Origin of the sequence: Bartonella sp. AC62GZZY, assembly GCF_042196525.1 — a bacterium.
In the GTDB taxonomy this organism is placed as follows: domain Bacteria; phylum Pseudomonadota; class Alphaproteobacteria; order Rhizobiales; family Rhizobiaceae; genus Bartonella.
On the sequence record NZ_JBHIQN010000001.1, the window covers coordinates 167,929 to 190,242 of the forward strand.

The window sequence follows — 22,314 nt, forward strand, 5'->3', positions numbered from 1 at the left end:
GATAGAAATTCCCCTTCAAACAGCTGTAAGACGCACGATACCTTCAGCTCTTTTTATACCAATAGTTGTAATAAATATTTCACGCACTTCTTTAGGAAAAGGTTTTTCATGAGGACTTAATGCTGGAAAACAGTGTTTTTTTTCAATTGCAAGTGCTGCCAGAGCAAGCGCTAGAGGAAATTGTGCTTCCCGCATATAACCAAATAATGTTGTAATACCGCGATAAGATAGATCAGCATCGTCAAGAGCATATTGTTCTGCTTTTGTTGCTTCGTGAGCACCTGAGGCTGCTGAAATGACTAAGGCAGATTTAGCGCCCACAGTTTTCAACATTGTTGCAATTGACTCTCTCAGTGAAGTTTTGGTTCTATCTGTTTGGTCTGTAACAATTTGACTAATTTCAGCATAAGCACGCGCGTTACGTTTTTTCGCATGCTCTCCACTTTCAAGAACTAGAAAGATACCACCAGAACCGGTTATAATACCGCCGCCGGGGTGAATTTCACGATTCCACACTGGGCTCCATCCATTATGGGTTAAAAGACCACCAAGTTCATGCGCCAACAACATATCATAACTTTGTGCATTATAAGAACTTCCTACAAGAGCATGGGTGCTTTGTCCTGATTTAATACGGGCTACAGCAATTTGAAGTGCAGAAAGCCCACTGCCTTCTTCTCCCATAAATGTACGAGAAGATCCAGTGACTTTATGAACGATTGAAATGTTTCCTGCCAGAAGGTTTGAAAGTTGTGCTAAAAATAATGTTGGACGAAGTTCGGTTGAAAGAGCAACATTTAACATAGAAGCATGATCGGCGATTGTGCGCGCTTTAGAAAGAATTTGTGTATCAACAGTAATATCACGCTCTCCTCCACTTGCCGCTACGATCATATCCATTGTTGAAGTGAGTTGTTCATTATTTTTCATGCCGGCATCATCAAGAGCAAGACCAGCCGCATAGGTACCAAGACGCTGCCATGTTCCCATTTGTCGTTGATCGCTTTTTTTAGGAATCTGTGAACTCCAATCAATTTCGGGCGCTTTATGAACCGTGTAGGGCGAAAAAGTTGTACAATCTAGATTTGGTGTACGGGCTTGAGCATTTAAGAGATTCCAATGTTGATCAGTTCCTTCTCCCAGAGAGCTTATGAGGCCGATACCAGTGATGAATACAGATTGATCATGCATGGTGAAAAAAATTACTCCGCCTGTTTTAAGGCAACGAGATCATCAATTTTTGCACAAAGATTTTTAAGAACAAAGTACTCTTCCGTTGCAACTGTGCCTTCATTGACTTCTTGCGTCCATTGTTCTAGTGGAACCTTTATTCCGAAAGCTTTATCAATAGCGAAAACAATATCAAGAAAATCAAGACTATCGATTCCCAAATCGTCAATTGTATGACTTTCAGGCGTAATTGTATTGCGATCAATTTCACTGATTTCTGCAATAATATCAGCAACTTTATCAAACGTGGAAGGCAATGTACGGATTCCTTATTATAGAGTTAGTAAATTCAAAATATATTTAATACTATTCTTCTAGCCTTTTTTCTCTTTAAAAAAAAGAATTAATCCAGAATATAGCTGTCTTTTCTATAGAGAAAAGAGGTTTACAGTATATGAAGTACTATACCTCAATATTTAAAAAACTTTGAAATTTTATTGCACATTTATTTTACGAGACTATTTTTTCTATTTGCCGCAAGGACGGCAAGGGCTGTTATATTAACAACTCCCCGTGAAGTTACCGAAGGTGTTAAGATATGCGCGGGACGTGCTGCCCCGATCAAGATAGGACCAACATGAAGTGCATTTGTAAGGCTTCTAACAGTGTTGAGCGTGATATTGGCTGAATCAAGTGTTGGAAAAATAAGCAGATTGGCTTCACTTTTAAGACGAGAATCAGGAAAAACACGATCACGAAAAACTTTAGAAAGGGCAGCATCACCGTGCATTTCACCATCTGCTTCTAAATCAGGGTGTAATTGGGCAAGAATTTCTGTTGCACGTCGCATTTTACGCGCACTTTCTGTGTTTTTAGAACCAAAGTTTGAGTGTGATAATAAGGCTGCTTTTGGTGTTATTCCAAATGCTTCAACTTCTTTAGCGGCCAATACAGTCATTTCAGCGATTTCTTCTGCAGAAGGATTTTCATTGACGTAAGTATCTGTGAGAAAAAGAGTACGCTGTTGAGAGATAAGTAAACTCATAGCAGAAAAACGGTGAACATTAGGATCAAGTCCGATAATTTGTTCAATCAATTCAAGTTGACGTTCAAAACGTCCCTCTAAGCCACAAATCATTGCATCTGCTTCTTCTCGCATAACGGCGAGGGCAGCAATAGCCGTTGTTGATGTTCTTACTATTGTTTTTGCCATTTCAGGCGTAACGCCACGTCTTCCTGTATAATGAAAAAATAAATTAACATAATCACGAAAACGTGGGTCATCTTCAGGGTTTGTTAATTCAAAATCTATACCAGGACGAATTCTTAAACCAAAGCGTTTTAATCTAGCTTCTACGACATGTGGACGGCCGATAAGGAGCGGTGTTGCTGTTTGTTCTTCAATGACAACTTGTGCTGCTCGAAGGACGCGTTCATCTTCACCATTCGCATAAATGACGCGTTTACGTTTTGCTGTTTTTGCTGCTGCAAAAACAGGTTTCATCGTTAAACCAGAAAGAAAGACAAATCGATTGAGGATATCATAGTAGGCTTCCATATCTTCAATGGGACGAATAGCGACACCTGTTGCCATTGCTGCTTTAGCAACAGCGGGAGCAATACGCAGTATTAAACGTGGATCAAAAGGAGAGGGAATCAAATAGTCTGGACCAAAACTGGGAGGTTCTTTTGAGTATGCACGTGCTACAACATCTGAAGTTTCTTCACGTGCAAGAGCAGCAATCGCATGAACAGCGGCCATTTTCATTTCTTCATTAATTGCCGTAGCACCTACGTCTAATGCACCACGGAAGATATAGGGAAAACAAAGTACATTATTAACTTGATTGGGATAATCAGAGCGTCCTGTGCAGATCATTGCATCTGGTCGTATAGACTGTGCTTCTTCAGGCATAATTTCTGGTACTGGATTAGCCAGCGCTAAAATTAATGGGTTTGGAGCCATTCTTTTAAGATGTTCAGGCTTTAAAACACCACCCGCAGATAAACCTAGAAAAATATCTGCATTATCAATAATATCAGATAGAGTTCGTGCGTCAGTTTTTTGTGCGTAATTAACTTTCCAACGATCCATAAGGGTCTTGCGACTTTCATAAACAACGCCTTCCAAGTCACTAAGCCAAATATTTTCAACTTTTGCCCCAAGACGAACCAAAAGATTAAGGCAAGCGAGGGCAGCAGCACCTGCACCTGAGGTAACTATTTTTGCATTTTCAATTTTTTTTCCTGAAAGATTTAAGGCATTTAATACAGCAGCAGAAACAATAATGGCAGTTCCATGTTGGTCATCATGAAAAACTGGAATATTCATCTTAGCACGCAGCTTTTCTTCGATTTCAAAACATTCAGGGGCCTTAATGTCTTCAAGGTTAATACCACCAAATGTAGGTTCTAAGGTCGATACCGTTTGTACCATTTGTTCTACATTGGATGCATCAATTTCAATATCAAAAACATCAATATTCGCAAATTTTTTGAATAAAACAGCTTTGCCTTCCATAACTGGTTTTGAAGCAAGTGGGCCAATATTTCCTAAACCAAGAACAGCAGTTCCATTTGATATAACGGCAACTAAATTAGAACGGGAGGTATATAGAGCAGCAAGATTAGGATCTTCATGAATTGCAAGACATGGTGCTGCAACACCTGGAGAATAAGCAAGAGCTAAATCACGTTGATTATCAAGAGGTTTTGTTGCTTGTATTTCCAATTTTCCAGGTTTAGGGTATTGGTGATAAAAAAGCGCGGCACTGTCAAGTTCAGCTTTTGGTGACCTTAAATCACTATTTCGTTCTCTAGACATTTTTATGATATCCAAGTTAGTGTGTATTTATATGAGTGTTCTATCTACGATAAGGTTTTGTCCACTAATAGATCCTCATTTCTCTGAATATCAAAATGCGTGAGCATGAGCAAATTCTTCTGGATCATAAAACCAATTTGGTAATTCTTTTGGTTTGTGCGCATGAATAATTTCATGGTTAGTCGCACGTTTGTTTTTCTTTCCTTAATAAAATGCATAAAAATTGATTAGTTTACAAAAGAATAAAATATTTTCTAACGACTATATTACCAAGTCATTATTTTTTTTGCAATGCTTAGAAAATAAGGAAAGAACAGAAGAAATTTTCTTATTCATTTCATTCGTTTTTTATAAAATATATATTTTATTTAAAGTTTTATACGGAGGTAGAAAAAAATTAAACAACAATTTGACAGTTATAAATTGTTTATTCAGCTATTTTAAAGGAGTTTGGAACATTGAGAATGACAAATATGTTGTTTTAAGCAATGAATATGTCACTAAAACAGCTGTAATTGCGCACTCTATACATAAAGTCCATTCCATTAACGCTTTGCTTTATAATTTATAATGAATCATCTCGTATATTGAATGGGAAAGTTGAGTACAATAAGATACATTCATTTCAAATTCACCTAATGTAATAAAAATATTTACTTAGATATTTCAAGTGCGCTTAATATGTGGATAAAAACATGTAAGAAAGGAATAGAAATCTCTCTTATGAGCCATTTTAATAATAACGCATGAAAAAATATTAAAGGCTAGCAAATAAAATAATTTTATTAAATCTTTGTGTTTTTATGAAAATATGAAAAATAAAGGAGTTAAGAAAAAGATAAGGAAATAGAAAACATGCTTTATCATTCTTAGAATGATATGTTGTTTGATAAGCCATTACGCTTCTTTAGGATTATTGCTTAGGATATCAAAGAAAACCGCATGCCAATTATCCCAACCTTTGAAGTACAAAGCTACAGTTGAAAGAAAAGCATTCTATGATGAGCCATTAAAACGACTAGAGAGAGAAAGTGGAAAAAATATCTTTTTCCACTTTCTTATTTGTTATTGGATTCGACCACTTGCATGAGCAAGCATAGTATAAACTTTTCCGGTATCTGATATCAAGTACTTGCGAACTGAGTTGGAAGAGCCAGAACTGCGCGATATATCACGTAAGAGCTTTTCGAAATCTGTAACATATTGATTCACTGAACGTTTAAACCCAAAATCGCTCATATATTTTTTCTTAATCATTTCAAATATTTTTTGTCCACTTAAGGTATAAAGGCGTTCTGTTACGATGTTTTTTTGTCCACGTTGATAATGATCCCATAGCTCAACAATGGCATTGTGATTAATCGCTTGCACTATACCAGCAGCTAATGAATTAAGAGAGCAGTTTGCAGGAGATGGTTTTGTTTGCACTGATGTTAAAACAGCCTCACTAGGGGGAGCATCATAAAATGTTTCTTCACGTGAAGCTCTTTCTAAGAGATTTGATACCCATTTATTTGGTCTTTTTTTGCTTTGATCTTGTTGCAAAATAGGCTTAGGTGGCACAATCTTTTTAACAGACTCAGTGGAACTGTCACTTTTTTGATTAAACATTGATGATGTAGGAAATGCTGATATTAGCTGTTTTTGTGCGCTCTTTTGATCATTTTGTATAACACTGACTAAATCTTGTAACGCTGTAATCTGTTCATTCAAAGCTGTGCGAATTGTTTGCGTTGTTTCTTTTGTTTTTTCTGGAAGTTTTTTTACATTTTCATTGATATCATTATTAATCTTTGAAAGCTCTAAACGAACTTCATCAGCGGAGCGACGTATATCTTCTGCTGCTTCTGAAAAACGCGTTGATGCTTCACTAACAAGCTTATTAAGTGATTGTTGGAATGAATTTGTGGAGTTACGCGCATTCTTATCAGAGCGTTCAAGTGCTAAGTTGAAGATTTTTTCATAATGCCCAATCATTTGATTAATTTCATGAGACTTTGAAACAAGAGCATCGCTTAATACAGAAAGCGTATTATGTTTTTCTTCAAGTGTTGCACTAAGTGAATTTTCAGACTGTTCAAGAACATGAATAGTTTGGGAAAGTGTCTTTGCATGTTCACCAAAACTGCTCGTTATATGATTAATTTGTTCAAAGGTATTCTTTGAAAGTCCTTGCAGAATTTCAACATTAGTATTGAGCGCTTGATTTGAGGCTGACAAACGCTCTGCTACTTGGTCCGTGTTGCGGAAAAAATTATTCGTACTCTCATTAAACTGCCCATCAATATTTTGAACAGCCGATAATAAAACATTACTATTTTCGTGAAAATTGTAAATTGATTGATTCAACTGTGTTAAGATGGATGAGACATTATTAACAAGCTCTTCCTTCATAATCGTTATTGTTTGAAGTGTTTCAGAGTTAGCTTTGGTTAAGCTATTCACTAGAGATTCATTATGTGCATAAATTCTTTGTTCAGCATCTTGTGTGGAGAGAGAGAGTTGTTCACCGATATGCTGTGTTAAAGAATCAATTGATTCTGTCGTACTTTGCGCTGCTTGATTTAAGTGATTTGTTAGCTCTGTTATTTTTCCAACATGTTCTGAAATTTGTGTGGCTGTTTGATTTCTTGCATCTTCCAGACGGCTCGTTACATCAGAGAGCTGATGTCCTAAATTATTTTTAAGATTTTGCATAGAGTGATGAAGAACATCACAGCGTTCATTAAGGACTTGTTCTATTGCTGTTGTTGATGTGTGAATAGTTTCATTCAATAATGCTTGTGCATTATGACTGGCTGTTGTGAAAGCTTCGACAGTATGTGCTGTTTGTTCAGACAAAACGGACAGAACTTTTTCACTGGTATCATAAACTGTTTTTTTAACGTTTGATACAATGCGATTTCCTGATTCTGAAAGAATATTTTCTGCTTGTGCAGTAACATTTGTAACAGAAGAAAGAATTTGTTCACTTGTAGAAGAAAGAATGTCAGAGGCCTTTATAATCTGATTGTGCAGGTTATCTGTCACTGTATTAACAGAATCTTCTAAGGTGACACGCATATTGTCAACACTGTTTTCCAGCGCTTGTTGAATTATCTGACTTTGTTCATTATTAAGCATGAGAGATGTTTTTAAAGTGTCAGAACGTTCCTCAATAACAGATGTTTGTGCATCAATAGCTTCACATACTTGGCTAATTTTTTCAGATAATGTTTCTTCTAGCGTTGTTGTACGTTCAAAAATTTTGTGTGCACGAACTTCTAGATTTGTATCAAATGATTCCATACGCGTCTCAAGAGTTTCAAAGAAAACACCACTCGATTGAGAGAGAGTATTCTTTAAAGTTTCGGCCTGACTTTCAAGATTTTTGATATGATCTTGAACCGTTTCAGTAATATTTTTATTGTTGGCAACAATTGCGCTCTCAACTAAATCTATCTGTTGTTTCAATGCAACATCAACACGTATATCACTTTTTGCAATGAGATTATGGATTGTTTCCATGCGTTGCTCGAGTGTGCGTGCTTGATCGGCAAGAACTTCATTGAGAGAAAAACTATTAATCGCTAAAGAGTCACGTAGAGCATCAGCACGGATATCAATATTTCTCGCTTGTGCTTCTAAAGCATCTTGGGTTGTATTACAACTTTGTACAATGACATCTTGTAACTTTTCAGTGCATTGAATGATGTTCGTAATATGATTTTCAGCTTGTTTATCAACGACTTGAACATTATCAGCCAAAACTTTTTCAATATGAGAAGTATTTTGGGATAAAACATCAATTTGATTTCTTAATGTATCCGCAATTTTATTCTTCTCGTTATCGAGCATATCTGCCATAAGAGCTCGTTGATCAGAAAGTTGTACTTTAAAATCTTGTGAACGTTCTTGTATGATATCAACAATGGCATTGTCGACATATTGAATTTCTTCTCTCAGACTTTCTTTACTTTTATCAATTGCAGAAAGAATAGCTTCACGTCCATTTGTAAATACATGGGTAATGTCTGCTGTTTTTTCTTGGAGGTTCTCATTTATTTTCAAGACATGAGCTTCCAAGAAGTTACCAAGTTTTTCAGCATTATCCTCTAAAGCCTGACTTTGTTCTATAAAGGAATCAATAATGGAATCACTATGTTTTTTAAGAGAATGATCAACAGTTGCTAAACGTTGTTCAAAGGCTCCAATCGCTTGCGAGGTTACGTTATCAAATTTAGAAGAGAGTTTATGTGCTTGGTCGTCGAGCTTTAAGATCTTCTCATCAAAATTCTGTATAGATTGATTATTACGATCAATAAGAGCTTTATCTAAGGCTTTAAACTTTTCATCGACAGCGTGCAAAGTTTGATCTGTTACTGTTTGTATATGTGTTGCAATTTTAGCAACATGCGCTTCCGCTTTTTCAGCTGTTTCATTAAAAGTTTTTTCTATTTGTTTTTCATTATGATCAAATTGTTTTGCAAAGCCATCAAAGTTTTTTCCTAATTCATGAAAAAATTCCGTGTTTTTTTGCTGAATTTGTGTTGTTGTTTTGTTAAATTTTTCAACAAGTTGATTTGTTACGCCATCACCGGCACAGGAAAGTTTTTCAACAAGGTCTTCACCTTGTTTTTGTAAAGTTTGAGAAAGGGTTTGTGCAAGCTTTTCAACATTGGTGACAATGTTAGAGGTAACCAACCCAAATTCATCACTCAGTTGTTCTTGGGTTCCTTTAATTGTTGATTGTACGCGATCTGCATGATTCAAAATGGCTATGCGTTCATTACTCAATTCTTTGATTAATGTGTGAATGCGTGATTCATTCTCAGCATAGGCTTGTTCTAGATTGTGAACTTCACCTTGTATGATTGCTTCAAGTTCAACAGCACGTCCGAGGGTACGCTCAATACCTTCGTTCATTGCCGCTACTTCTTCACGAATGGTTTGCCCTATAGCAATAGCTTGTTTTTCGGATAGATGTTGTGGTTCACTAAGGCGCTGTGCAGCATTGGTCATAAGAAGAGCAATATTATGCAAGTCGTTTGAGCGTTTTGTTAATTGGGCAACGCCCCAAGATATAAGGATAGGAATTGCTGTTCCGGCTGCTACAGCGAGTCCTGTTGGGGATGTAACAAAAGTGCTGATATTGGATAAGGAGCTGAGTCCGGTAGGTGCGAGCTTATGCGCAATAAAAGCTCCTCCCGTTGCCCATAAAGCACTAAGCGCTGTTGTATACCAGTAGACTCGAGAGGAAGAACGCTGCTTTAATGGTCCAAAATTTACAGGGGTTGTTATATCATCATTTGCAGGAAGAAGTTTTGTAGACAACAATGTATTATGAACAGTTCCACCTGAAATATCAGGTGAAGGTTTTGGAGCAAAAAGCTGTTCAACAACGGATTTATCAATAACAGCTTCATCATGAATATTAGAAACAAAAGTTGATGTACCGTTTTCAGCAAAAAATTCTTCTTCTGCCATTGCAATTTTTTGAATCAGATCATCGACATTAACAACATTTTCAGAATTATTGGATGATATCGTTTCAAATCCTGTGTTATCGAAATCAAAGTTCATAGCTTTTGTGAGGGCTTCTTCAACTTCAACTTCAAATGTTTGCAATTTTGTTCTGCGTGCCATACTCGCCTCGTACTCTTACAGCCGGAAAAGGGATACGTCCTCTTCCACATAATTTCTATATACTAGCTGTTAATTATTTAGAAAGGAATATGCTTAGGGAAAAATTTTAAAAACTTATCAAGATAAAGTTAACGCAGTTTCTTGTATCCTGTTTTAAAATATTATAAAATATAGTAAAAACAATTTATTATTTAAATCTAACTAAAACAAAAACACTGTTTACAACTTGTGTTTATAAAAAGCTTTATAAGCCGGCAATCTTTGAAATAAGGATAATTTAATAGCGGTTATATATACAGTAAGGTGCGAATGCCTCTCTTTAATATCGATAATCGTTAATAAATGTTGTTGTCCGCTTGCTTTTATTGATTCTAAACGAAGCAGATTCATCATCACATATAGTCTGTAATAGCTTAGGATGTATAAAGTATGCCTTTGAATTGTAAGCTCATAAAAAAGTAAACGTGGAAAAATTTCTAATTTAATATAGATTTTCGTAAGTTGTACTTTATTATTGCCTTAAAGAGCTGTTTTTTCTCTGATTTCAGTTGTTTGTTTCTGAATTTTGAAGCTTCTACGTTGACAATTGGATATTTTTCAGTCGATATGCATGCACGAATATTTTATGCAATCTAGATAAAGGTGTAAGAATAATGGCAGAGCGATCACAACACCTGCAAGATGTGTTTTTAAATACGGTGCGTAAGCAAAAAATTTCCCTTACAATTTTTCTTGTCAATGGCGTTAAACTCACGGGTATTGTAACTTCATTTGATAATTTTTGTGTTCTTTTGCGCCGAGATGGACACGCGCAATTGGTTTATAAGCATGCTATTTCTACGATTATGCCTGGACAGCCTGTACAGATGTTTGAGGGTGAAAGTCCTGAGTAAGCACGTCATTTTAAGATAGACCTCTTATCCCATTTTAAAAGTACTTAGATTGCTATGATAAATGAAAATGAGAGATTAGGAGGGGTGTTTTCGCAGAATACAGAACAGGTGCGTGCACTTGTTTTGATACCGATTTTTCAAGAAAATAGAAGTGAAAGCTCTTTGAGAGAGTGTTCTATATCTTCTCGTGTTAAAGAATCATTGGGGTTAGCGCGTGCTATAAGGTTAGAAGTTGTTAATTATGAAACGATTAATATTTCAACGCCTCGCTCTGCGACACTCTTTGGAAAAGGTAAAGTAGATGCGTTAACCTGTTATATAGATGAATATTCTATTGAGCTTGCGATTGTAGATCACTTTTTAACGCCAGTACAGCAGCGTAATTTAGAAAAATTATGGAATTGCAAAGTTATCGATAGAACAGCTTTGATTCTTGAAATTTTTGGGGATCGTGCACGAACAAAAGAAGGAGTTTTGCAAGTAGAGTTAGCGCGTTTGTCCTATCAAAAAGGGAGGCTTGTGCGGAGTTGGACGCACTTGGAAAGGCAACGGGGGGGGCGTGGCTTCCTAGGGGGACCTGGTGAAACGCAAATTGAAGCAGATAGGCGTCTTTTACAAGAAAAAATTATTCGTATTCGCCGCGAATTGCAAACGGTTATTAAAACACGTGCACTTCATAGAGCAAAAAGGAAAAAAACATCTTATCCTGTTGTAGCAATGGTAGGATATACGAATACAGGAAAGTCAACTCTCTTTAACCGTTTAAGCGGTGCAGATGTTTTAGCAAAAAATATGTTATTTGCAACGCTTGATCCGACTTTGCGCAAAGTTGTTCTTCCCCATGGAAAAACTGTTCTTTTGTCTGATACTGTAGGGTTTATTTCTAACTTGCCAACGAATTTGATTGCAGCTTTTAGAGCAACCCTTGAAGAAGTGGTTGAAGCGGATCTCATTCTTCATGTAAGAGATATGTCAGATCTTGATCATCGAGCACATGCCCAAGATGTTTTAGAAGTGCTTTCAAGTCTTGATATCGATATTGATGATATGGAGCACATCATAGAAGTTTGGAATAAGATTGATATGTTAGATGAGCAAGCATTGAATGTTTTACAAACAAGCGCAAAGACGCGATTAAATCCTGCTCTCATGGTATCAGCACTTAAGGGGGATGGACTCGATCAATTATTAAGAGCCATTGAAAAGCGAATTTTTGGAGACGTGCAAAGCATTGAATATCTTTTACAACCTCATGAAATGTCGCTTATTGATTGGTTTTATGAAAACTCTGCGGAAATAGTGCAAGAAGGGCATGATGATGGGTCTATTACCATTAGAGCGGTTGTTACTTCTGAAGCAAAAAAACAACTAGAGAGCCTCAAAAAAAATATGAATTAAGTTCTTTAAAGCTATTGTTGAACATTTTTGCTTAAATTTTATATTTTTATTATCTCAAAATAATATGACAGCAAGTTAAGAGGATAGTTACTACTTTCTCTTAATAAAACAATATGAAGAAGTATTTTGCTGGTTAAAATAAAGATGAGTCTTACATGTAATAAAAGACTATTCGTACGTACCGTATGGCGAAGCATTTTGATTGTTTTGCTATTACAAATGCTATGTGTATCTTTGATTTGGTTGTATTATTTTGTCCAGCCCCGTGGTTACCAAGCAACTTTAATATTTTCATTATCTGATTCTGTTGGAAAGCCATTACCAATTAAAAAGCAAGACAATGTTATCGCCTTTTTGTTTTCACAGCCTATAATTTCAAATGATTCTCCTTTTTCTTTAAGGGTTTCTTATAAGAAAAAAAATCAGGAAAATATCCGTTTATCGCGTCATGGTGAACTTATCAACCTTACTTTTGAAGCTGAGACACAGGAAGCAGCACAACGTGGGTTGGAAACTTGGTTTTCCGTATTTTCACAAGCAATCATAAAACAAAAACAATTCTTGTTAAATGATAAATCTGAAGACAAACAATATGATAACACTGCGATTATTAATATCGTGCAGGAATTTCGGTCCTCTGTTGATTCTTTTATTCAGCATAGTGTCAAACAAACAGAGCTTCATGATCTTTCGATGCAATTAATGCAAGCAACTTTAAAGCGTATTCATTTAACAAGTTTGAATTCAACGATTAACATGATACGTGAAAATGGACAGTCTTTACTGTCTTTATCGTTTATTGCAGATAATTCAGCAATTGTTTCTCTGGAATCTAAACGTGATCTCTTGGAAACGCAAAGAGCACATATGGCGGCGCAATTGGGGTGGACACATCCTCAAATTAAGGCAATGACTGCGGAGTTAGAAGCGGTTTCTCATCAATTAAACAATAAAATTTTACAGATCGTTTATCAAGTTCATTCAGATATAATTATTGCAACGGAGTTGGAAAAACAGCTCCAAAAAAGGGTGAGTTTTTTTGTAAAAGATCAATCCCAATCTTTGAATGAAATATTTAACGAGTTTGAAAATAAAATAAAAGCAGCGGTCGATGCACAAAATAAAGTGATGAGCAAATCTGCTCAAAGAGAAAAAGTTATTGGTTCATATTGGGGATTGAGTGATAACCCTCTTCTCTTACAAAATACAAAGATCAATGTGGTAATGCCAACAACATTAGCCCCCATTTCTTTTATGGCTCTTTATGGAAAAAATGTTTTTGTGGGTGCATTGGCCAGCTTCCTTACTCTTTTGCTAGGAATAATGTTATTTTATCCGTTCTTTAAAAGCAAAAAAGACCAACTTTCAGAAGAGGATGTGAGATTAAAAGAAAATGCTCTCAAGAAGAATGAGAGTCTTTTAGTCTCTCAAGAAATAAAAAATCTTGAAGCTTTTATTACGATAGAGGGATTATCTGATGTTTTGAAATGGCATGCTTCAACAGTTATTTCAATTATTGGACCAGAGGCTGCACGGACAGCGGCAAAGCTTTCACTTCATCTCACAAAAGAGAACAAAACAATTTTATTGGTCGATATCTCTGGTCAACAAATAGAGAAAGTCATTGGCCCACATCGCGGACTGAGTGATGTTTTAACCGGCCATGCTCAGATGCATGATGTTATTTACCGCGATTACGATACGGGCGTTGATATTCTTCCTCAGGGATTAACAAGTGCTGTTTCTGCACAAGATTTTTCAAATAATATTTCTCATATATTACAAGAATTTAAAAAAGAATATGATTTTATCATTTTAGAGATGGCAAGCAAACCAAAATATGGTTTTGAACAATTTGCAGAGCTAACAGACTATTATATTTGTAATACTGTTCTTAATGAACAAGATTGGATGATGTGGATGGTAAGCAGCTTTCCAAAGACTGTTTATCGTGTTGTTGCATCATAAACTTCGCAAAAGAGAAAAGAAATATGTATCATATGCTATAGTGGTACGCTTGTTTTTTGCTGAAGTTATAGTACATACTAAAATTAAAGATTTAATGTTAATTTTAAAATGCATTTTAGTTGGAGAGAAGCGTGGGGCAATCAGAGATGGCAGTAAAGAGATTAAACGATAACTTTTTAACACCTGTGCAAAAGGAAAATAGAAAACATATACAGGTGTGGCTTTACTCTATTTTACTGCTTTGTTTGGCAATTGTCTTAGTGGGTGGCGCTACTCGTTTGACGGGATCAGGATTATCTATAACGGAATGGAAGCCAATACACGGTGTTATTCCACCGATTGGTGAGGATCAATGGCAAGAGGAATTTTTAAAATATCAACAAATAGCACAATATAAGCTTCTTAATCGTGATATGACCTTAAGTGCTTTTAAGGTCATTTTTTGGTGGGAATGGGCGCATCGTGTTCTTGGGCGTCTTGTTGGTCTTGTTGCTTTATTAGGGCTCATTTGGTTTTGGGCAACTAAACGTATTGAAAAAAATATTTTACTCCAGCTTATCATTGTACCAGTCCTTATTGCCTTTCAGGGTTTTATTGGTTGGTGGATGGTCGCTTCAGGGATTGGGCAGAGTAATTTAACAAGTGTGAGCCAATATCGTTTGGCATTTCATCTTATAACGGCATGTTTTGTTATTGTTTTTGTTACTTATTTATCTCGAGGACTTGCAGAATACTCAGAAAAGCCAGCAAATCAAAAGGTGCAATATTTTGCGTCTTGGCTTGTTATTCTCGTTTTGATAGAGATTTATTTCGGAGCTTTGGTTGCAGGGCTTCATGCAGGAAAAGTCTATAATACATGGCCGCTTATGGATGGGCAGATTATTCCTGATGGATTGTTGCAGCATCGTCCTGTTTGGCTCAATTTATTCGAAAATTCCTTAATGGTTCAATTTATTCATCGGTTTTTTGCTTATTTTTTATTTATTGTCTCAGTTGTTCATGCTTTCTATGTACAAAAAAATGCTCCACATTCAACCCATTCTCGTCGTGCATTTCTTATCTGTGTTATGATTATTATCCAAGCAGTCTTGGGTATCTTAACACTGTTACATGAGGTTCCGATAAGTTTAGGGCTCATTCATCAAAGTATGGCACTAGCTGTGTTATGTTTTGCGGTTGCGCACTGGCGAGCAACGAAAGGGGCATATCGCGTTGTTGAATAAAAGTTTGTGGGTAGGGAGGTTTAGTCGCTTGAAAGCATTAAATCGAGGTTCTGGATAGCTGCAGCTGATGCGCCTTTTCCTAAATTATCGAATATGGCGCTGAGATTAAAAATGCCTTCGCGATCATTGCCAAATACGAACAGTTTCATACCATCTTTATTGGCTAAACACTCTGGATTAAGTCTTTCAAGTGAAACAGTTTCTTCTTGTGATGCAACTAAAATGGTATTTTGTCCATCGTAATGGTTTGCGAGAATTTCGCGCAAATCAGAACAGTTTGCTGATTTTGTGAATAAATGGCGATGCAGAGGAAGATTCACAATCATTCCTTGGGGAAAACGACCAACACTTGGTATAAAAACTGGGGTTTGATTGATTTGTCCATAGATTTTAATTTCTGGCACATGTTTGTGTGCAAGATTAAGACCATAAATAAAATAATTTTCCTTAATATTCTGTTGAGATTGATTTTCCATTTGTAAAATCAACTGTTTTCCACCACCGGTATAGCCGGAGATTGCATTAATCGAGATGGGATAATCGGCGTCTAGCAGTCCTGCTTCACGGAGTGGGCGAATTAAACTAATGGCACCAGTAGGATAGCATCCGGGATTGGTTACATAATGTGCTGCTTGAATGCGCTTTCTTTGTCCTGCTGTCATTTCAGGAAAACCGTAAACCCAGTCTGGTGTAACACGGTGTGCTGTCGAGCTATCAATAATCCTAATGTTTTTATTTTTTTTAAGCCAATGAACGGTTTCGCGTGCAGCATCATCTGGAAGACACAAAATAGCAATATCAGCTTGATTAAGATAGTCTTGTCGTAGATGAACATTATGGCGATCTTTATGAGAAAGAGAGAGTAGTTTTAAATCTGTACGCCTTTCTAAGCGTTTTTGTATTTGTAGTCCGGTTGTGCCATGTTCACCATCAATAAAAACTTTGGTTGCCATTCTTTTCTCTACTATATTCAGCTTTTCATATTATAAATTATTTTAAATCATTACCAACTTAAATAATAATTATTAAATTATTGAATTTATTTAGATTATAAATATTTTTTTGTAAAAGGTGTAAACAAATAAGAGCGTAAAAGAAGAAATTTAACCTCATTTTTCACCATTTTTATGAGAGACGTTTTTTGCTGTCTCTATGACAAGGAACAGGATAATTATTTGTATCATTATTTTTGAGTGTAAGTAGTTTAAAATGTTTGGTTTGCATGGTTTGCTGTGTTATCGTTTAATGACTTTATTTTTTAATGTTAGGAACGTATTTTATGACTCAGCAAAAAAATGACGCACAAGAGCGCTTTTTTAATGATAATTTACAAACTGTTGATGATGCAATCTTTGATGCAATTATGGAAGAATTTGAGCGTCAACAACATGAAATTGAGTTGATTGCTTCTGAGAATATTGTTTCAAGAGCGGTTCTTGAAGCACAGGGGTCTGTTTTAACCAATAAATATGCAGAAGGTTATCCAAGAAAGCGCTATTATGGTGGATGTCAATTTGTTGATGTCGTTGAAGATTTAGCCATTGAAAGGGCAAAACAGCTTTTTGGTGCTGCGTTTGCAAATGTACAGCCTAATTCTGGTAGCCAAATGAATCAAGCTGTCTTTTTAGCTTTACTTCAGCCTGGTGACACATTTATGGGGTTAGATTTAAATGCTGGTGGTCACCTTACGCATGGTTCACCTGTTAATATGTCAGGAAAATGGTTTAATGTTGTTTCCTATGGTGTACGTCAAGAGGATCAGATTATTGATATGGATGAGGTTGAGCGACTTGCAAAAGAACATAAGCCAAAACTTATTATAGCAGGGGGCTCATCTTATTCTCGATTCTGGAATTGGGAAAGATTCCGTGAAATTGCAGATGAAATCGGTGCTCATTTACTCGTTGATATGTCTCATATTGCTGGTCTTGTTGCTGGTGGCGTACATCCTTCACCTGTTCCACATGCGCATATTGTAACGACAACAACACATAAATCGCTTCGAGGTCCCCGAGGTGGTTTGATATTGACAAATGATGAGGCTTTATCCAAAAAAATTAATTCTGCTATTTTTCCTGGTCTTCAAGGGGGGCCTTTAATGCATGTGATTGCGGCAAAGGCTGTTGCATTTGGGGAGGCTTTGCATCCTTCTTTCAAGAATTATAGTGCCAAGGTGGTCACACATGCGAAAACTTTAGCAAAAACATTACAGAATAATGGTTTTAATATTGTTTCTGGCGGTACAGATAATCATTTATTGTTGGTTGATTTACGTTCCAAAAATCTAACAGGTAAACGTGCTGAATTGGCTTTAGGACGCGCTCATATTACCTGCAATAAAAATGGTATTCCTTTTGACCCTGAAACGCCATCTATAACATCGGGAATTCGTTTGGGCTCACCTGCTGCTACAACGCGTGGTTTTTTAGAAAAAGAATTTATTCAAGTTGGTCATTTGATTTCAGAAGTTCTTGATGGTCTTCGGAACGCAAAAAGTGATGAAGATAATCATGCTGTTGAAATGGCTGTTAAGAAAAAGGTGGAAGATATAACGAATCAATTTCCTCTTTACTCTTATCTCAGCGCTTGTTAAGGATATAAAAGAGATGCGCTGTCCTTATTGTCAATATGAGGATACACAGGTTAGAGACTCGCGTCCTGCAGAAGAGGGGGCAGTGATTCGACGCCGCCGTGTTTGTTCTGTTTGTGCTGGTCGCTTTACAACTTTTGAACGTGTTCAGTTGCGTGAGCTTTTAGTCGCTAAAAAAAGTGGACGATGTGAGCCATTTGATCGTGACAAATTAATGCGATCGGTTGATGTGGCTGTGCGTAAGCGTAATATTGATCCTGATCATATTGAACGAGCAATTTCTGGCATTGTACGTCAACTTGAGAGTTTGGGAGAACCAGAAATTGCTTCAGAAAAAATTGGACATCTTGTAATGGAAGCATTAAAAAAAATCGATGATATTGCTTATATTCGTTTTGCTTCTGTATATCGGGATTTTCGTAATGCAAGCGATTTTCACGATGTTATAGATGAGTTGTCACAGGGTATAGCGGATACAGAATCTCGTTTTGATGAATAAAAAAGTGCAAGATGAGCGGTTTATGGCTGCTGCTATCCGTTTAGCAGAGCGTCATGTTGGTCTTACAGGTGAGAATCCTTCGGTTGGTACATTAATTGTGCGAAACGATAATGGTGCGGGGGCTTTTATTGTTGGCTATGGCGTAACAGCTATTCATGGGAGTCCTCATGCGGAAGTGCAAGCTTTACACATGGCAGGTTCTTTGGCTCAAGGAGCTACTGCTTATGTTACATTAGAACCTTGTGCGCATTATGGAAAAACTTCGCCGTGTGTGAATGCACTTATTGATTCAGGTGTTTCTCGAGTTGTTGTTGCGCTGACTGATTGTGACAAGCGTGTTGATGGTCATGGTATTGCTCTTTTGCGAGCTGCGGGTATTGAAGTGGTTGAGGGCATTTTAGCTGAAGAGGCTTTTGAATCCTTATGGACGCATTGGTGCATAAGAAAGATACAACGCTGTGCGGTCACTTTTAAAATGGCAATTTCTGCAGATAATGGTGTTGGAAAAAAAGAGAAGGGCAGCGTAAAAATTAGTGGAACACTTTCTCATGCCCATACGCATATTTTACGTGCTCAAAATAATGCTATCCTCGTTGGTATTGGAACTATACTCGCAGATGATCCACAACTCAATTGCCGCTTGCCAGGGATGGAGATGCGCTCACCAATTCGTATTATTTTGGATGCAGATTTATCTATCCCTCTTTATGCAAAAGTTGTCCAAACAGCTATAAAAATCCCTACATGGGTTATTTGTGATGGGGATCTTTCAAAGAAAAGCAAAAAAAATGCATTGGAGCAATATGGTGTGTCTGTTTATTCGGTAGAGATGAACAATGGTTGTGTAGAACCCTTTGCTCTTTTACAGATGCTTTATAAACATGGGATTAATAGTGTTTTATTGGAAGGGGGCGTCAAGACAGGGGAAAAATTTTTGAATGCTGGTTGTGTTGATCATTTGATATGTTTTCATACCCCCATTGTTTTAGGCAAAAATCGTATTGAAGCCCCTCATTTTGGAAATTATCTCTCGCAATTTCATAAAATTGAGACAAGAATGTTTGGAAATGACCGTTTTTATAAGTGGAGACGTAAGACATTATGTTCACAGGAATTATAACGGATATTGGTTGTGTTGAAGATGTTCAACCTTTAAAGCAGGGGATGCGTTTAAAGATTTCCACACGCTATGCTATAGAAAGTTTAGCAATTGGCGCATCAATTGCTTGTTCGGGAATTTGTCTGACAATTGTAGAGCGAGGATTAAAGCAAGAAGATTCCAATTGGTTTGTTGTTGAAGCGTGGGAAGAAACATTACGTTTAACGAATCTTGCACAATGGATAAAAGGAACTTTTGTTAATTTGGAACGTTCGCTTCGATTGGGTGATGAAATGGGGGGACATTTGGTTTCTGGTCATATTGATGGTTTGGCTGAAATCATTGATCAAAAAAAGGAAGGGGATGCAATTCGCTTTTATTTAAAAGTTTCAAGACAATTTATGCCTTTTATTGTTAATAAGGGATCTATTGCACTTAATGGGACATCTTTGACTGTTAATGGTGTTGAGGATTGTGTTTTTGATGTTCTTATTATTCGCCATACACTCGAAATGACAACGTGGGGACAAGCTAAAATTGGAGATCGGGTAAATTTGGAAATTGATCAACTTGCTCGTTATGCTGCAAAACTTTTTACTTTAAAAAGAGAAGATGAATAAGCCAACACTCTATTGATCGTTTTCAGAATTTTATGCTTTATAACTTTGATTTTTTTGATTCGTTTTTTGTGGAATTTCATTATGATGAAAGAGATAGGTAAAAAGCCTCACGTATTGATTGTTGAGGCACGTTTTTATGAGGGGATTTCTGATGCGCTTTTGAGAGGTGCAGTGAATACTTTGCAAAAAGCTGAAGCAAGTTATGATGTTGTAACGGTTCCTGGAGCATTAGAAATACCAAGTGCAATAGCTTTTTCTGAACAAAACAAGATATCGTATGATGGTTATGTTGCTCTTGGTTGTGTTATTCGGGGTGAAACATATCACTTTGAAATTGTTGCTAATGGTTCTTGTCGTGCATTGATGGATTTAACTGTTCATCAACACTTGGCTATTGGAAATGGTATTTTGACTGTTGAAAACGAAGAACAAGCATGGGTGCGTGCAAAACAAGATAACAAAAATAAAGGTGGTTTTGCGGCTGAAGCTGCTTTATGTATGATCGCTCTAAAAAAGAGATTTGGAGATAATCGTTAAATATGGCTGATATAAAAAGCAGACATTTTCCGCGTTCAGCCAATAAACGTGGAGCAGCAAGACTTGCTGCAGTTCAAGCACTCTATCAAATGGATATCGTGGGTTCGGGGGTGATGGAAACTGCAGCTGAGTATGAGGCTTATCGTTTGGGAAAAGATATTGATGGAGACCAATATCTTGAAGCTGATTTTCAATGGTTTTTGGCTATTATAACGGGTGTTGTAAAAGATCAAAAGCAGCTTGATCCGCTGCTTCATCAACAGCTTTCTGCAGAGTGGTCTCTTTCACGTCTTGATTCTATCTTACGCGCAATTTTACGAGCAGGTTTATGGGAGTTGATCAACCGTAAAGATGTCCCTATTGCAGTTGTTATGAATGAATATGTTGATATAGCAAAGGCGTTTTTTGAAGGTGAAGAGCCAAAACTTGTTAATGCAGTTCTCGACAGTATGGCAAAAAAAGTCCGACTCTAAGAGTTACAACCCCCCTCCATTATAGATCTGATATTATCAGACCTATAATATTGAAACGGTACGCAGACTATATGATTTAGTTATGGGGTGGCAAATTCGCAGGGCCTTTTATAATTTGAATTAAGAAAGGATGTTCTTTCGTTACAGTTGGCGTTGTTTGTGTAATAAAGTCAAACACTTGACCGTCTTGTAACCCGTAATTTGCAACTTTTGCAACCTGATTATTTTTATTGAAGTAAATAGCTAAAACTTTGCGATCAATAATCTTTGTTTTCATAAACTGCATCCCACGATAACGTGTCTGTGAGATGTAATAAAAAACTTCATTATCATATTTTGTTTTTAATGAAGGGGTCCCTAAAGTTAAAAGAACTTGCTCTTGACTTGAGCCAATAGAGATAGAACTTAGAGCATTTTTATCAAGAACATAGCCTTCTCTATAAATTTGGCTCGAACCTGAAGAATCAAGAAGACTACACCCAGCAAGCATTCCTATGCTTGCTATTGATAGACCAATCAATAATTTACGTTTGATTAAGGCTATTATGTGAGGCATTTGAAACAATGATATCTCCTTTTTATACTGAGATGTAGGACAAGAAGGCAACCTCAAGTTTTTTCTAATTTTAACTTAATCTACCGTAGCTTACACTGAGTTTCCCTGTTATAAAGCAAATTATGCCATATAGAATTTCTTTAGAAAAGAAAAAAATGCATAAATACTTGAGATAAATAAAAACATGGTGCTTTACGCGTTTTTATGTTTGGGAGTTGTCTATGAATGTTCAAAATGTTCCTCAAATGACATTTGCTTTGGCTTATCCAATATCTGTACGTTCTCTCCCTGCTAAAGGTATAAGGGTTCATTTTTGTGCAAACAAAAAAGAATGTACACATTTAGCCCAGAACCATGATTTAATTGAAGTAAAATCTTGTGAGGGAAAATTTCATATTTTCCCGTGGAAAAAACGTGGAGTGCGTATAAAAGGTCTGTTGCAAGCGCGTATACTACAGTTATGTGTTGTTACATTAGAACCATTAGAAAATATCCTTTGTGAAAATATTGAGGTTGTTTTTGTTCCTGAAGATTCAAATTTGATGAAGCCCAAAATATCAGAGGATACAGGGGAATTGTTTTTAGATGTAGAGGGGCTTGATACTCCTGAAGTGTTTTATGATGATAAAATTGATATTGGCGCAATCATGGAAGAGTTTTTTGAGTTGTCTATTAATCATTATCCACGTAAAGAAGGGATAAAGATGAATATGGTTGAAAATTTAGAAGAAGCAGAGCGAAAATTCTCTCCATTTTCTGTTTTGAAAAATTGGAAGTGATTGTAAAAAAATATAAAAAATATCTATTGTATGCTAAACGGTATTTTCTGCGGAGCGATT

At 36.5% G+C, this 22,314-nt stretch carries 17 protein-coding genes; 11 read left to right on the forward strand and 6 right to left on the reverse strand.

The features are described from left to right. Window positions 1–15: 15 nt before the first annotated feature. The 4 genes from ACFIML_RS00765 to ACFIML_RS00780 all read right to left on the reverse strand — a co-directional run bounded on the left by ACFIML_RS00765 (window position 16) and on the right by ACFIML_RS00780 (window position 9,619). Complete coding sequence (locus ACFIML_RS00765) at window positions 16–1,191, reverse strand: beta-ketoacyl-ACP synthase (protein WP_375609381.1); 1,176 nt, start codon at window positions 1,189–1,191, stop codon at window positions 16–18. A gap of 11 nt (window positions 1,192–1,202) precedes the next feature. Beyond that, window positions 1,203–1,487, reverse strand: coding sequence for an acyl carrier protein (locus tag ACFIML_RS00770; RefSeq protein ID WP_005773457.1), 285 nt, complete (start codon window positions 1,485–1,487; stop codon window positions 1,203–1,205). A gap of 188 nt (window positions 1,488–1,675) precedes the next feature. Beyond that, window positions 1,676–3,994: an NADP-dependent malic enzyme gene (locus tag ACFIML_RS00775; protein ID WP_375607101.1), complete on the reverse strand. Its 2,319-nt coding sequence runs from the start codon at window positions 3,992–3,994 to the stop codon at window positions 1,676–1,678. Between the two features lie 1,065 nt (window positions 3,995–5,059). Further along, the gene (locus ACFIML_RS00780; RefSeq protein WP_375687145.1) at window positions 5,060–9,619 is read right to left on the reverse strand and encodes a hypothetical protein; all 4,560 of its coding nucleotides are present in this window, start codon (window positions 9,617–9,619) and stop codon (window positions 5,060–5,062) included. Window positions 9,620–10,272: 653 nt separating this feature from the next. Between ACFIML_RS00780 and hfq the strand changes: the two genes are divergently transcribed. The 4 genes from hfq (at window position 10,273) to ACFIML_RS00800 (ending at window position 15,101) form a co-directional block, all read left to right on the forward strand. Then, the gene (hfq, locus tag ACFIML_RS00785) at window positions 10,273–10,512 is read left to right on the forward strand and encodes an RNA chaperone Hfq (RefSeq protein WP_005773461.1); all 240 of its coding nucleotides are present in this window, start codon (window positions 10,273–10,275) and stop codon (window positions 10,510–10,512) included. A 54-nt stretch (window positions 10,513–10,566) separates the two neighbouring features. Continuing rightward, a complete protein-coding gene (gene hflX, locus ACFIML_RS00790; RefSeq protein ID WP_375687147.1) occupies window positions 10,567–11,910 on the forward strand; it encodes a GTPase HflX in 1,344 nt (447 codons plus the stop codon). 144 nt (window positions 11,911–12,054) lie between these two features. Continuing rightward, window positions 12,055–13,878, forward strand: a complete 1,824-nt coding sequence (locus ACFIML_RS00795) for a hypothetical protein (protein WP_375686693.1) — start codon at window positions 12,055–12,057, stop codon at window positions 13,876–13,878. Between the two features lie 146 nt (window positions 13,879–14,024). Further along, a complete protein-coding gene (locus tag ACFIML_RS00800; protein WP_375682342.1) occupies window positions 14,025–15,101 on the forward strand; it encodes a COX15/CtaA family protein in 1,077 nt (358 codons plus the stop codon). 20 nt (window positions 15,102–15,121) lie between these two features. On the opposite strand, the gene argC is transcribed toward ACFIML_RS00800, so the two are convergent. Then, window positions 15,122–16,054, reverse strand: a complete 933-nt coding sequence (argC, locus tag ACFIML_RS00805) for an N-acetyl-gamma-glutamyl-phosphate reductase (protein WP_375608301.1) — start codon at window positions 16,052–16,054, stop codon at window positions 15,122–15,124. A gap of 326 nt (window positions 16,055–16,380) precedes the next feature. On the opposite strand from argC, the gene glyA reads away from it, so the two are divergent. From glyA to nusB, 6 genes are all read left to right on the forward strand, one after another. Beyond that, a complete protein-coding gene (gene glyA / locus ACFIML_RS00810) occupies window positions 16,381–17,694 on the forward strand; it encodes a serine hydroxymethyltransferase (protein ID WP_375615268.1) in 1,314 nt (437 codons plus the stop codon). A gap of 13 nt (window positions 17,695–17,707) precedes the next feature. Further along, complete coding sequence (gene nrdR / locus ACFIML_RS00815) at window positions 17,708–18,190, forward strand: transcriptional regulator NrdR (RefSeq protein WP_375687149.1); 483 nt, start codon at window positions 17,708–17,710, stop codon at window positions 18,188–18,190. Next, entirely contained in the window at window positions 18,183–19,310 is a 1,128-nt protein-coding gene (ribD, locus tag ACFIML_RS00820) for a bifunctional diaminohydroxyphosphoribosylaminopyrimidine deaminase/5-amino-6-(5-phosphoribosylamino)uracil reductase RibD (RefSeq protein WP_375687151.1), read from the forward strand. Before nrdR ends, ribD begins: the two co-directional genes overlap by 8 nt. Then, entirely contained in the window at window positions 19,292–19,909 is a 618-nt protein-coding gene (locus tag ACFIML_RS00825) for a riboflavin synthase (RefSeq protein ID WP_375607110.1), read from the forward strand. The genes ribD and ACFIML_RS00825 overlap by 19 nt, the downstream gene beginning before the upstream one ends. Before the next feature lie 81 nt (window positions 19,910–19,990). Continuing rightward, window positions 19,991–20,446 (forward strand): 6,7-dimethyl-8-ribityllumazine synthase, encoded by a 456-nt coding sequence (locus ACFIML_RS00830; RefSeq protein WP_375608300.1) that lies wholly within the window; start codon window positions 19,991–19,993, stop codon window positions 20,444–20,446. A 2-nt stretch (window positions 20,447–20,448) separates the two neighbouring features. After that, complete coding sequence (nusB, locus tag ACFIML_RS00835) at window positions 20,449–20,919, forward strand: transcription antitermination factor NusB (RefSeq protein WP_375607112.1); 471 nt, start codon at window positions 20,449–20,451, stop codon at window positions 20,917–20,919. 76 nt (window positions 20,920–20,995) lie between these two features. On the opposite strand, the gene ACFIML_RS00840 is transcribed toward nusB, so the two are convergent. After that, window positions 20,996–21,475 (reverse strand): outer membrane protein assembly factor BamE, encoded by a 480-nt coding sequence (locus tag ACFIML_RS00840; RefSeq protein WP_375607172.1) that lies wholly within the window; start codon window positions 21,473–21,475, stop codon window positions 20,996–20,998. 221 nt (window positions 21,476–21,696) lie between these two features. On the opposite strand from ACFIML_RS00840, the gene ACFIML_RS00845 reads away from it, so the two are divergent. After that, window positions 21,697–22,254 carry a DUF177 domain-containing protein gene (locus ACFIML_RS00845; protein ID WP_375607113.1) on the forward strand — a complete coding sequence of 186 codons (558 nt, stop codon included), beginning with the start codon at window positions 21,697–21,699 and terminating at the stop codon, window positions 22,252–22,254. The last annotated feature ends 60 nt before the right edge of the window (window positions 22,255–22,314 follow it).